This window comes from Ewingella sp. S1.OA.A_B6 (assembly GCF_049889095.1).
In the GTDB taxonomy this organism is placed as follows: Bacteria; Pseudomonadota; Gammaproteobacteria; order Enterobacterales; family Enterobacteriaceae; genus Ewingella.
This window is the reverse complement of sequence record NZ_JBLJFK010000001.1, coordinates 1,563,745-1,576,274: the sequence shown is the minus strand read 5'-3', so window position 1 is coordinate 1,576,274 and position 12,530 is coordinate 1,563,745. Positions and strand designations below refer to the sequence as shown.

9 protein-coding genes, 1 tRNA gene and 1 pseudogene are annotated in these 12,530 nt (G+C 55.9%); 3 read left to right on the top strand and 8 right to left on the bottom strand.

Features of this window, described 5'->3' with window-relative positions; genetic code table 11:
* The first annotated feature begins 2 nt into the window (after nt 1-2).
* A complete protein-coding gene (locus tag ACMV8I_RS07480; RefSeq protein ID WP_498864533.1) occupies nt 3-1,106 on the top strand; it encodes an amidohydrolase in 1,104 nt (367 codons plus the stop codon).
* Between the two features lie 163 nt (nt 1,107-1,269).
* Here ACMV8I_RS07480 and ACMV8I_RS07475 read toward each other — a convergent pair.
* From ACMV8I_RS07475 to ACMV8I_RS07450, 6 genes are all read right to left on the bottom strand, one after another.
* Nucleotides 1,270-1,345, bottom strand: a tRNA-Asn gene (locus tag ACMV8I_RS07475).
* 132 nt (nt 1,346-1,477) lie between these two features.
* Complete coding sequence (locus ACMV8I_RS07470; protein ID WP_498864532.1) at nt 1,478-2,251, bottom strand: FadR/GntR family transcriptional regulator; 774 nt, start codon at nt 2,249-2,251, stop codon at nt 1,478-1,480.
* Nucleotides 2,252-2,271: 20 nt separating this feature from the next.
* Nucleotides 2,272-3,066, bottom strand: coding sequence for an ATP-binding cassette domain-containing protein (locus tag ACMV8I_RS07465; protein WP_498864531.1), 795 nt, complete (start codon nt 3,064-3,066; stop codon nt 2,272-2,274).
* Nucleotides 3,063-4,859 (bottom strand): dipeptide/oligopeptide/nickel ABC transporter permease/ATP-binding protein, encoded by a 1,797-nt coding sequence (locus ACMV8I_RS07460; RefSeq protein WP_498864530.1) that lies wholly within the window; start codon nt 4,857-4,859, stop codon nt 3,063-3,065. The genes ACMV8I_RS07465 and ACMV8I_RS07460 overlap by 4 nt, the downstream gene beginning before the upstream one ends.
* Nucleotides 4,856-5,803, bottom strand: a complete 948-nt coding sequence (locus ACMV8I_RS07455) for an ABC transporter permease (protein WP_498864529.1) — start codon at nt 5,801-5,803, stop codon at nt 4,856-4,858. Before ACMV8I_RS07455 ends, ACMV8I_RS07460 begins: the two co-directional genes overlap by 4 nt.
* 14 nt (nt 5,804-5,817) lie before the next feature.
* Entirely contained in the window at nt 5,818-7,386 is a 1,569-nt protein-coding gene (locus tag ACMV8I_RS07450) for an ABC transporter substrate-binding protein (protein ID WP_498864528.1), read from the bottom strand.
* A 143-nt stretch (nt 7,387-7,529) separates the two neighbouring features.
* Between ACMV8I_RS07450 and ACMV8I_RS07445 the strand changes: the two genes are divergently transcribed.
* On the top strand, nt 7,530-8,180 hold the full coding sequence (locus ACMV8I_RS07445) for a DUF1028 domain-containing protein (RefSeq protein ID WP_498864527.1): 651 nt from the start codon (nt 7,530-7,532) through the stop codon (nt 8,178-8,180).
* Between the two features lie 237 nt (nt 8,181-8,417).
* A pseudogene (locus tag ACMV8I_RS07440) lies at nt 8,418-8,966 on the top strand (LysR family transcriptional regulator); the annotation flags it as partial.
* 799 nt (nt 8,967-9,765) lie between these two features.
* Here ACMV8I_RS07440 and lsrK read toward each other — a convergent pair.
* Nucleotides 9,766-11,367: an autoinducer-2 kinase gene (gene lsrK, locus ACMV8I_RS07435; protein ID WP_498864526.1), complete on the bottom strand. Its 1,602-nt coding sequence runs from the start codon at nt 11,365-11,367 to the stop codon at nt 9,766-9,768.
* A gap of 74 nt (nt 11,368-11,441) precedes the next feature.
* Nucleotides 11,442-12,416 (bottom strand): transcriptional regulator LsrR, encoded by a 975-nt coding sequence (gene lsrR, locus ACMV8I_RS07430; RefSeq protein WP_498864525.1) that lies wholly within the window; start codon nt 12,414-12,416, stop codon nt 11,442-11,444.
* Nucleotides 12,417-12,530: the final 114 nt, after the last annotated feature.

The following is a 12,530-nucleotide window of genomic DNA, read 5'->3' as shown; positions in this document are numbered from 1 at the left end:
TCGTGGCTAAAACGCTGGAACACTATCAACATTTGCACCAAATCCCCGAGCTGGGATTTGTTGAATTCAAAACCTCAGCCTACATTGCCGCCGCGCTGGAAACAGCTGGTTTCAAGGTCACGCGCAACGTAAACGGCACCACCGGTATTGTCGCCGAATTCGACAGCGGCAAGCCGGGGCCGGTGATGGCGCTGCGTGCCGACATGGACGCACTCGGACACATCATTGACGGCCAGCTGGTAGCCCGTCACACCTGCGGTCACGACGGTCACTCTTCGGTGGTGCTTGCCACCGCGCAGGAGGTGATTAACGAGGGCGTAGTCAAAAAAGGGCGTCTGAAAATTCTGTTCCAACCTGCTGAAGAGCTCGGTACGGGCGCATTGGCCATGGTGGAAGGTGGAGTACTGGACGACGTAGATATGCTGCTGGGCTTCCACGTTCGCCCGCTGGAAGAGTGCCCGATGGGCAAAGCAGTGCCTGCCATGTTCTATTCTGCGGGCGCTACGGTTGAAGCGGTGATCGCTGGATCACCCGCACATGCCGCGCGCCCGCATTTGGGTATTAATGCGCTGGATGCCGCCGTCGCCGCCGTCCAGGCGGTCAACACGATTCACTTAGCCCCCGATCTTACCTGGAGTGTTAAGGCCACGCGTATGCTGTGCGATGCCGGGGTAACCAACTCGGTGCCGTCTGAGGCACGCGTGTGCTGGGACCTGCGTTCACAGTTCAACGAGCCGATGGATGAGTTGAAAGCCAAAGTCATTAACGCGATCACCCACAGCGTGGCGGCAATTGGCGCTACGGCAAAAATCACCGTGATGAAAGAGATGCATGCGGCCATTATTGACGATGAAGTCACTGCGCTCATTGCCGAGTCTATTGTCGAGGTGTTGGGCGCCGAAGGACTGACCGAACCCAAGTTTACGCCGGGCTGTGAAGACTTCTTTCACTATCCTCGCCAACGTCCCGGGGTAAAAACCGGGTTCTGGGGATTAGGGGCCAACCTGACACCCGGCCTGCACCACCCCGAAATGCGTTTTGACCTCGACGCGCTGGAAATTGGCGTTCGGGTGTTTAAAGGCTGTGTTAAGAAAGTATTAGGCTGATGGTGCAGGGGCACAGTGGCTAAGCTGGAAAGGGTAAATATGAAGGTTGTATAAGTGAATCTCTTTATCAAAGATAGACAACTTTCTTAAATTTATCTGGCGCGTGCGCCATCTTGAAAAACAAAAAGCCCGTTTAAGTTTCCTTAAGCGGGCTTTTCTAATTTGGCTCCTCAGACTGGACTCGAACCAGTGACATACGGATTAACAGTCCGCCGTTCTACCAACTGAACTACAGAGGAATTGTTTGAACGGGGCGAATAATAGCGATTGCCCGCAGGCATGTCAAAGGGCCATCTGCATATTTATGCTCGTTTGCTCGCACTTTAGCCAAGTTGTTGAGAAATGAGCCGAAACAGGTATCTGAATACGCGTCACTCAGACCGGTCGCTCAAAAAACGTTCCTCAAGCGTGGCTTCAAGCCCCAGCATGGCGTCTTCGGCGTGCTGCATGTGTTCGGTCATGATCTGTTGAACGGCGGCAGCGTCCTGGCGGCGCATGGCGTCGATCAGGCGATATTGATAATCAATACCGACGCTGCGCGCCACCGGCTCAGGGCGCTGGTAAATATCTTTGCAAACGGCCAGATCTTTGAGTAAGCGTTGCAGGAAATGGCAGATAAATGCCAGCAACACGTTGTCAGAATAACTGGCGACGACGCCGTGAAAATCCAATTCTGCCATGCGCTGTTCCCAGCGTTCCGCTTCGTCAGCGGGTTCATGATCGTAGACGGCAATCAGCTGATGCAACTGCTCAAAGCCTTTGGCGTCAATATTACCGATGGCGCTGACCGCCACCAGAGGCTCCAGCGCTTTACGCAGGGCGTAGATATTGCTGATGGAAAGCTGACGGGTAAACAGATAATTGGACAGCAAACTCATGGCGCGCGATTCGGTCATTGAATCAATAAACGCACCGCCACCGGGGCCGGTTTTAGTGCGTATTAAACCCTGAACCTCAAGGGATTTCAGCGCTTCACGCACCGTGCCTTTGCCTGCGGCATAACGGGTTATCAGGTCTTTCTCCTGCGGCAGACGGTCACCCGGCAGCAGATTCTCGCTGATGATGCTCTCTTTGATAGCATCGACAATCTCATCGGTACGCTTGCGGCGTACCGGTTCCTGTTGGTGTGTCGTCTCAGTGCTCATAAATCCCTTCATGGATTCCCTCATCTGCTCAAAACCTGTGGCGCGCTGGCCAGCAGACGTTGCGTGTAGTCATGCTGTGGTGCGTTGAACAGTTGGTCATTGTCCGCGCATTCTACCAAATCGCCGTGATACATCACCGCCACACGATCGGCAATGGACTCCACCACCGCTAAATCATGGCTAATAAACAGATACGACAGACCGAACTCGCGTTTCAACTGGTCGAGTAATAACAAAACTTGCGCCTGTACCGAGACATCTAACGCACTGACCGGCTCGTCGAGGACCAGAATACGGGCCTCAGCTGCCAGTGCGCGGGCAATCGCCAACCGCTGGGCCTGACCGCCGGAAAACTCATGCGGATAACCGCTGAGCGCGTCGGCAGGCATCTGCACTGCCTCCATCAATTCCAGCATACGCGCTTTACGCCGGGCGGCGGGGTAGCCGCATAAATAACGCAGCGGCACGTCCAGTGTATCTGCGATGGTTTTTCGCGGGTTGAGCGAGGCCACCGGATCCTGAAAAACATACTGAATCATCTGACCGAAGGCTTTATCACCACGTTTAGCATGTGCCGACATCGCTTCACCCATCAGTTTAATCGTGCCGGACGTCGGACGTTCCAGACCGACCAGCATCCGCGCCAGCGTACTTTTCCCTGAGCCGCTTTCACCGACGACCGCCAGGGTTTCCCCTTCGGTGAGATGCAGAGAAATGCCTTTTACTGCTTCAACCTGTGTTTTACGACCGGAGAACCAGCCGGAGGAACTACCGAAGGTTTTCACCAGTCCGTCGACTTCAATCACGTTGTTCATATTGCCTCCGGCTGTGGTGTTGAGGTGGCATACAGTTCGCCGACCTGTTTGAGGAAATCGCGCCCCTGGCCGAGCTTCGGCACGCTGGCAATCAGTCTGCGGGTGTAATCATGTTGCGGATCTCGCAGCACCGAACGGGTTTCTCCGCTTTCAACAATTTCGCCGTTACGCATCACGGCCACGCGGTCACAAATTTGGGCGATCACACCAAAATCATGGGTGATGAACAGCAATGTCAGGCCACGTTCGCGACGCAACTGTTGCAGTAGTTCAAGGATCCGCGCCTGCACCGTGACATCCAGCGCGGTAGTCGGCTCATCGGCGATGATGATTTCCGGGTCATTGGCCAGTGCCATCGCAATGCCTACACGTTGACGCTGGCCGCCAGAAAGCTGATGCGGGAAGGCGTCGAAACGAGCCACCGCTTCATCAATTCCCACGCTGTCGAGCAGCGCCAGAGCTTTCTCTTTAGCCAGCCGCTTCGACAATGGCTGATGGGCCTGAATGGCTTCAATGATCTGCGCACCAATGCTGAACTGCGGGTGCAGGGTCGTCAATGGATCCTGGAAAATGTAGGCCACCCGTGCGCCACGACGCCGTTGCAGCTGGCTTTGTGTTAACGACAGCATCTCTTCTCCGCCGACGTAAATTGCACCACCGTTAATTTCCCCCGGCGGTGAAGACACCAGCCCCATCACCGACAGTGCGGTGACGCTTTTCCCTGAGCCGCTCTCGCCAATCAGGCCCAGACACTCTCCCTTGGCGACGTGAAAACTCACGCTTTTTACCGCCGCGACGGATTGATGTCCTGAGCGGAAATTCACCTGCAGATTGACCACTTCCAACAGCGCATTGTTGCCCTGTACGGCAGATGGGATGCTGTCGCGGTTGACGGTGCTGACGGCTTTACCGCGTAATAGAACGCCAGATTTCAGCCGTGGATCGAGTAAGTCGCGCACGCCGTCACCCAGCAGATTAAAGCTCATGACAAGAATGAAGATCATCAATCCCGGCACGATGGAAACGTGCGGCGCGCTGAACATCTGTGCCCGTCCCTGACCGAGCATCGAGCCTAAATCTGCGTTGGGCGGCTGGGTTCCCAGGCCAAGGAATGATAGACCGGCGGTCTCTAAAATCATCCAGCCGACGGTGGTCGACATGGTGACTACCACGACGGGCATCACGTTGGGCAGGACTTCGGTCAGCAAGATCTGCAGATGATTTTTGCCCGACAGCCGGGCCGCCTGAATAAAATCGCGCTGGCGCAGGCCGACGGTCAGACCGCGAATATTACGGGCGAAGAAAGGAATATTGACCACTGCAATGGCGTACAGCGCATTGAGCAGGCCGGGGCCCAGAACGGCGACGATCACCAGCGCCAGCAATATGTAAGGGAAGGCCATCAGCATATCGATCAGACGCATCAGCAGGCTGTCGGTTTTACCTCCGGCATATCCGGCGACCAGACCAATCAGCGTACCGAACAGGGCGGCCAGCAGCGTGGCGCACACGCCCACTGCCAGCGACACACGGGTGCCCCACAGCAGGCGGGAGAGCATGTCGCGGCCAAGTGGGTCTGTGCCGAGCCAGTGTCCGGTCGAAAACGGCGGCAGAAGTCGGTTGAGCAGGTCAGTGGCGTCAGGGTCTGGTAACGGCAGCAGCGGAGCGGCGAGGGCGGCGGCAACCGCCAGCACCAGCAGGGTCAGGCCGAGTGTGGCCAGCCGATTGGCCAGCAGCAGTGCCCACAAAGGCTGCCGATGACGCGGCGCGGGAGTAATGATGTTCTGGCTCATGATTTTAACCTCGGGTCGAGGAGCGCCTGCAAAATGTCTGCACACAGGTTGATCAGCACATAGGCAGCGGCGGCAACCAGCACGCCGCCTTGTACCAGCAGCAAGTCGCGGGTGGCGACGGCTTTCACCATCATCGCGCCAAGCCCCGGCCACTGAAATACCGTCTCGATATACACCGCGCCGCCGAGCACAAAACCGGCCTGAATGCCGATCACCGGAATGACCGATACCAGCGCCATGCGAAAGGCGTGCTTATAGATCACTTTGCGCTCAGACAGGCCTTTGGCGCGGGCGGTGCGAATAAAGTCCTGACGTAGCACCTCGAGCATTGCAGTGCGAGTCAGGCGGGCAATGACGCCGGTGGCGACAATTGCCAGCGTAATGGCGGGTAAGGTCAGATGATGCAGCAAGTCGAGCCCGCTGCCACCGCCCCAAATGGCATACATACCGGAAGCGGGGAACCATTGCAGTTGCACGGCGAACAGCATGATCATCAACAGGCCAATCCAAAACGACGGCATGGAAATACCCAGCAGCACCAGCAAGGTAATGATGCGGTCGCCCCAGCCAAACTGGCGGACGGCGGAGAATATGCCGGCCAGCAGCCCCAGCACGGTGCTTAACAGCAATGCGCAGCCGCCGAGCAGCAGCGTGGCGCCAAAGCGCTCCATTACTTCATCAATGACGGGGCGATTAAGCACGTAAGAGCGGCCAAAATCGCCGTGCAAAATATTGCCCGCCCAGATCAGATATTGCTGATACAGCGGTTTATTTAGTCCCAGTTCCTGATTGATCCGCGCGACGTTTTCCGGCGTGGCCCAGGCACCGAGCAGCGCCTGAGCCGGATTTCCCGGGATCATTGCCATAATCAGAAAGACAATCAGCGACAGCCCGATAAACACCGGAATGGTCGAGAGTAGCCTTTTAAGCACGTAACTCCCCATAAATTTCTCTCCGATTACTGTTTGGTCACCCGGTTGAGCAACAGGTTGAAATTCGGTTGCAGTGCAAAGTGCTGAATGCGCGTGGAAGTCACTGCGTTCTGTTTCCAGTTGGCGACGAAAATCCAGGGTGCATCGTCATGCACCAACTGCTGCACCTGCTGGTAAAGCGCGGCGCGGCTCGCCGTGTCGGTGGCCATGCGCGCTCGTTGCAGCAGAGTATCCACCTGCGGATTACTGTAATACCCGGAGTTAAAGCCGCCTTTTTTCGGCCAGGCATCGGTGCGCAGCGTCAAGAACGGCAGAGTGTCAGGATCGTTGGTCATCCAGGCCATTTCCGCCATGTGGGTATGGTTATCCAGACCGGCGTTGACCTTCGACAGGTAGGTATTCCACTCATAGGTTTGTATCGACACATTCAGCCCCACTGCTTTCAGGTCAGCCTGAATGGCGGTGGCCATCGGGATGGGATCCAGCATGCCTGAACCGCCCTCGGTGACGTAGAAGGTCAGCGTTGCCCCTTCGGCTCCGGCGGCTTTCAGTAGTGCGCGGGCTTTGGCCGGGTCATAAGGATAGGGCGCAACCTGTTTATTGGCTGCCCAGTTAAAGGCGCGGGGGATCGGCCCGTCGGCGACGTCGGCTGAACCTTGCAAAATATTATCAGCCAGCGACTGTTTATTGACGGCGTAATTTACGGCCTGTCGCACGCGCACATCGTTGAAGGGGGGCACTTGCGTATTTAGCATCACGTACCAGACGTGTGGGCCGGTGGTCTGGTACAGGCGGAAACGGTCACTTTTCTCTTCGAACAATTTCACCGTGTCAGGCGGCACTTCTACCATCGCGTCAATGCCGCCGGAAAGCATCTCGGCTACCCGTGTATTGCCATCGGTGATGGGGCGGAACACCACATTTTTCACCGCCGGTATACCGTCCCAGTAATCCTCGTTGGCTGTTACCACCACGCGTTGATTGGCTTTCCATTCGGCAAATTTAAACGCGCCGGTGCCGACCGGATGACGACCAAACTCTTTGCCGTATTTTTTCACCGCCGCTGGTGAGACGATAAGGCCAGTCGGCGTAGCGAGGTTGGAGAGGAACGGTGAGAAAGGCTCTTTCAGCGTAAAGACCAGCGTATTTGGGTCCGGCGTTTCGATATTTTTTATCGATGAGAAGAAAAACGACAGCGGGAATGGCCCGGTGTTATGCCACGGATTTTTATCATCCAGCATACGGTCAAAGGTAAATTTCACCGCATCGGCATTAAACGGCGTACCGTCCTGAAATTTCACCCCTTCGCGCAGATGGAAGCGGTAGGTCAGACCGTCAGGGCTGATTGTCCAGCGGGTGGCCAGCGCCGGTTCAATATCCAACTTCCCCTCACCATTACGCACCAGCCCGTCGTAAACATTCACCAGAATGCGCGAGTCGTTGGCTGCGGTGGCAACCTGTGGGTCCAGCGACTGTGGTTCAGCTACCTGACCAATCAACAGCGCATCCGCTGGAGTTTTGGCCTGCGCCTGCCACGACAGCGCGCAGAGACAAAGACAGAGTGGCATAAATGACTTTCGCAAAGCTGGCAGCATATCGACCTCGTCGCTTAATAAAACGCTATGTTGAAAACCTCAGAATAAATCAGGCGTTGTCCTGTTTATTATTTATGCGTATAAATTAACTGAATTGCAATAATTTATGCGTATAAATTTAACCAGACTGTCACGGAGTACTTATGACGTTTTCAATCGTGGCGCGAGATCCTCACTCCGGTGCGCTGGGGGTTGCCACCGCCACCGCTGGTCCTGCGGTAGGCGCATTGGTGGTACACGGGCGTGCGCAGACCGGCGCGATTGCTACTCAGGCAATGACCAATCCACTTTACGGCGAGCAGGGTCTGACGTTGTTACAGCAGGGTGCCAGCGCGGCATATACCCTGAAAAGCCTGCTGGCGCAGGATACAGACGCCGCCCGACGGCAGTTATTGATAGTCGATAATCAGGGTAATATGGCGCAGTGGAGTGGAGAAGCTTGCGGAGCCTGGGCGGGGAGCATCGCGGGTCGGCAGTGTGTGGTTGGCGGGAATTTACTGACCGGAGCAGAAACCCTGTCTGCCATGCTGGAAAGTTATCACCAGCAGAGTAACCGGCCGCTGGCCGACCGCCTTCTGGCGGCCATGAACGCTGGCGCGCAGGCCGGAGGCGACCGGCGCGGGCTGAAATCTGCGGCGCTAAAAATCTGGTGCGACCGCCAGTATGCCAGCATTGATCTGCGGGCTGACTGGTCAGATGCGCCGCTGGAGGCGTTAGCAGAGATCCTGCGGCAGACCCGCGCTCCTTCTCACGCAGAATTTTTTGCCGCATTACCTAAAGGCGATCTGCGTTAATCAGCCATAAGATTGCATTATGATGGTGCACCAGAGCCGGCCACAGTAACGTATTGCTGCCTGACACTTCAGGTCGCCCATTGTATTTTTTCTTTTCTTATCAGTACGTAATGACATTAGTCAGACTAATGTTTAGAATTTCATCTCTATTGGCTCGTTTCTTGCTGCTTTCTGATAGCCAATTCAACTGGCGATATTCTCAGGGGCAACCCTTTTCAGGGCATGATGGAGGCAGTGATGAATCTCAGACGCTTAAAGTACTTCGTGAAAATCGTCGATATCGGCAGCCTGACGCAGGCCGCAGAGGTATTGCACATCGCGCAGCCTGCGTTGAGTCAGCAACTGGCGACGCTGGAAGGGGAGCTGAAACAGCAACTGTTGATCCGCAGCAAGCGTGGCGTCACGCCGACCGAAGCAGGCAACATTCTGTATATGCACGCCACCACCATTTTGCGTCAGTGTGAACAGGCCCACAGCGCGGTAAACTGCGCCGGAGAGGCGCTGATCGGTCAGGTATCCGTTGGTCTGGCGCTGGGAAGTTCAGCGTTGAGAATCTCTGCCTACCTGGTACAAGCCGTACGCGAGCAGCATCCGGGCATTCTGTTGTACATCAACGAAAATACCAGCGATCTCCTCAGCGAACTGGTCGCCGATGGCCGTATGGACATGGCGGTCATAGGTGACAAGTCGCGGGTCAAAGGGCTGTCATTTGTTAACGCCCCGTCGATTGAACAGCCGCTGTCGTTAAGTGTCTCTGACCGTCAGCCGTTGTCGCAGTCTGCCCAGGCCGTTCAGAGAATTTTGCTGAAGCTGGTGGAGGGTGTGGGCAACCGGGTTGCCGAGCCGCTGATGGCTGTCGGGTGAGTTCAGCTTTGGAAAGCTGAGGTAAACTTTCAACTTCAACTTCAACTTCAACTTCAACTTCAACTTCGTGGGCGTCGGCCACACCGACGAGGGGAGGCGTAAACGCACCTCCCCTGGACCCCTGCGTTTTTAAAAACAACAGCTGCGCGGGTCACAATGGTCATATTTCAGATGCCGAAGTGATAGCTGCAAAATGTCATCGCTCCACGATGCCCGGCTGCGGGCTTGAGCCAACGGTAAATATGTTGTCTCGCCACCGACTTGCCGGTGACATTTTGAATGCGGCCGAAACTTTTTTAAAACTAACGTCGTATCGTGACGCCCCGAAGTGGTTTGGCTGGCGATTCTGTAGCTAAAATCCACACCCCATCCCCGCCTTCCCCTCGTGAGAGAGGGAGGAGCAGACCACGTGCTGTTTTAAAAGTCTGTGGCCGCATTCAAAAATGGCGCTGAGCAAGAGGTTCGAGACCGAAGGCTCGAATCCCGCAGCGAAGGCATCGCCTAAGCGACGACATTTTGCGGCCATCACGGAGATACCTGAAACACGGCCATCCCGATTCAGCGATAGCGCGCAGTGAAAGAGCCGGAGATTCTAAAGAGGCGCGGCGATAGGCGCCTCTTTAGGCCAGTTTGGGTGGCAACCCAAGGTATTGAACGTGAATTTAACTCTTTAAATATTTAAAGAGTTAAAGCGCGTTTGGGGCGCCCCCACATGAGACGTTTATAACCCTGGCGCTTTCCACATGGACGTCGTCAACTGCCTGTCCACTAACCCCAACTGGTCGGCGTAAACCTGTTGCCAGTTATTTTTCTGCAAAAGATAAGTCTCATGATTAGCCGCATCCGGCTGGTACTCCCGGTCCCAGCGCACCAGCGCTTCGCCGGTTTCGGCCAGGGTGGAATATAAGCCAGCGGCGACGCCGGCGGCAATGGCGCAGCCCAGCGCGGTGGCCTCTTTGACCACCGGCACTTTCACCGGAATACCCGTCACATCACTGAGGATCTGACACCACAATTTCCCTTTCGAACCGCCACCGGCGAACACCAGTGATTTGGCCCGTACGCCTGAGAAGTCGGCAATCAAATCCAGATTGCAGGCCGAAACAATCGCCGCGTTCTCTTCCAGCGCGCGAAACAGGGTTTGCTTATTACAGCGCTCGGGGTCTATCGACAAATTGATAAAGGAAGGCGCGGCGTGATACCAGGTTTTGAAGTGCATGGCGTCGGAGAAGATCGGCGTCACGCCCCATGAACCCACCGGAACGCGGGCGGCCATATCCTCCAGCAGCGAATAGGTATCAACGCCAAGGCGCTGAGATAACAACTTCTCTTCCGAACAGAAAGCATCACGAAACCAGCGCATGGTCAGGCCGGTGAAGAAGCTGATTGATTCCGCCTGCGCCATGCCGGAAATAACGTGTGGGTTGATGCGAATATTCATCTCCGGGTCGGTCACCGGTTGAGGTAAATTGACTATCTGTTGCCAGAAGGTGCCGCCGAGGACGGCGGTTTGTCCTGCGTGCACCACGCCCAACCCCAACGCGCCCAGCTGTACATCGCCGCCGCCCATGCCTACCGGCGTTCCGACCTGTAATCCACAAGCCTCAGCAGCAGCGGCAGTGACTGAACCCAGGCGGGTGCCGGTTTCAACCACCGGCGACAGCATATCAGCCCTTAATCCCGCCATATCCAATAGCTCAGGCCGCCAGTTGCGGGTCGTCAGATCTAACATACCCGTGGTGCCAGCATTGGAAGGGTCAACCGCCAGTTCGCCACTCAACATATAAGCCAGCCAGTCGCTGATCATGGTGACGGTCGCCGCCTGACGGTAGATATCCGGCCGGTGATGCGCCAGCCAAAGCAGGCGCGGCATCGCACTGAGCGCCAGCGTCTGCCCGGAGCATTCGTAAACTTCCCGTTCAAACTGGAAATCGTGGATCTCTTTTAATTCCGCGACTTCGCGGCTGGCACGGGCATCTACGTTGGCACAGGCCCAGATCGGTTCACCGGCTTTGTTATACAGCACGATGCCTTCACGCATTGAGCAGGCGGCCACCGCGCGGATAGCCGAAGAGGGGATTTGTGCCTGATGTAGCGCCTGGCGGATACACTGACAGGTCAGTTGCCAGTTTTTAGTCAGATCGAATTCCATCGAGCCCGGCACATCGGGCACCGCCAGATGTCGCCATTCGGCCTGACCGGCGGCAATTTGTTCTCCTTGCAGATTAAAGATCACCGCGCGGACGCTGCCGGTCCCCGCATCCAGCGCCATTAAGTAAGCGTTGTGGTGGTGTGGCGATGCTGGTGTGGACGATACGCTCATAATCACTCTCTTCTGTCTGATATCAAGAAGTTGCGAATACTGGTTATCGTGCTACGCCACACACTGCCAGTGTTTTAGCCGAGCAGCGCCAGCATTGCCTGCGCAGTACTCTCTTCGGTAACCAATGCGTTAATACGTTTACCTCTTAGCGCCGCGATAATGGCCTCGGCTTTTTCGACGCCGGCTGCCACGCCAAGCACGGTAGGGATGTTAGCCAGTTCATCGGGCGAAACGGCAATCAGCTCGTCGTGGATCGCCATGTTCTCTGCCAGCTCACCGTTGCGCTGCATGAAGTAGCCGAGAATGTCGCCGACCGCGCCCTTGCGGCCAAAGATCAGTTGTTCGCCTTCGCTGATATAACCGGATCGCAGAATGGTGGCGTCGTGTTTCTGGTTCAGTGAACCGATACCGACGATGGCAATATCTGCCGCACAGGCCGCCAGCATCACGTCATGTACGCTGCGTTCCTGGCGGAATATTGCCGCCACGCTGGCCGATGACGCCCGCAGGGGGGCCGGAATAATGCTGACACCGCAGGCGGCGTCGAGCTGGCCGATGCCGGTCATATAAGGTCCAACCCCACCGGAAAGTGTCACCATGCGGATGTGTTGCGAGGCAATAAATCCGCTCAGATGTTGCAGTGTGCTCATCGCCGTTTCGCCAAATCCCACCGCCAGCAACTGATTCGGTTTTAGCAGCGTCATCAACATATGTGCTGCACCCACGCCGAGACGGCGGGTGAGCTGGCCGCCAGAAAGTTGCGGCAATACGCGCACGTGTTGCAAATCAAAGCGACTTAAAAGCGTGTTTTCCAGCGCCAGACATCCCTCAAAACGTGAGTTTATCTGTACTCGGATCACCCCGGACTGGCGGCCTTTTTCCAGCAGCCGCGAGACTTTGAGCCGCGTAAGCCCCAGCCGGTCACCAATCTCGTTTTGGGTCAGCCCATCGTGGTAATAGAACCACGCAGTACGTGCCAGTAACTCTTCTTCGCCCATACCGTGTTCCAGTGGAGTCGTCGGGTCGGACAGCATTGCTTTGTCATTCATAGTGAACACTTTTAAAAATATAGATCAATTGTTCGTTAACGGAATGTTGTTAACTGTGATGGATATGGCAAATCCAGAATGATTGCTGCCTCAATCATAACGCACAGTACAGGA

Coding starts and splice junctions, on each gene's coding strand:
- ACMV8I_RS07465 (WP_498864531.1), bottom strand. CDS start 3,066: ATGAACAACGTGATTGAAGTCGACGGACTGGTGAAAACCTTCGGTAGT.
- ACMV8I_RS07460 (WP_498864530.1), bottom strand. CDS start 4,859: ATGAGCCAGAACATCATTACTCCCGCGCCGCGTCATCGGCAGCCTTTG.
- ACMV8I_RS07470 (WP_498864532.1), bottom strand. CDS start 2,251: ATGAGCACTGAGACGACACACCAACAGGAACCGGTACGCCGCAAGCGT.
- lsrR (WP_498864525.1), bottom strand. CDS start 12,416: ATGAATGACAAAGCAATGCTGTCCGACCCGACGACTCCACTGGAACAC.
- ACMV8I_RS07445 (WP_498864527.1), top strand. CDS start 7,530: ATGACGTTTTCAATCGTGGCGCGAGATCCTCACTCCGGTGCGCTGGGG.
- lsrK (WP_498864526.1), bottom strand. CDS start 11,367: ATGAGCGTATCGTCCACACCAGCATCGCCACACCACCACAACGCTTAC.
- ACMV8I_RS07455 (WP_498864529.1), bottom strand. CDS start 5,803: ATGGGGAGTTACGTGCTTAAAAGGCTACTCTCGACCATTCCGGTGTTT.
- ACMV8I_RS07450 (WP_498864528.1), bottom strand. CDS start 7,386: ATGCTGCCAGCTTTGCGAAAGTCATTTATGCCACTCTGTCTTTGTCTC.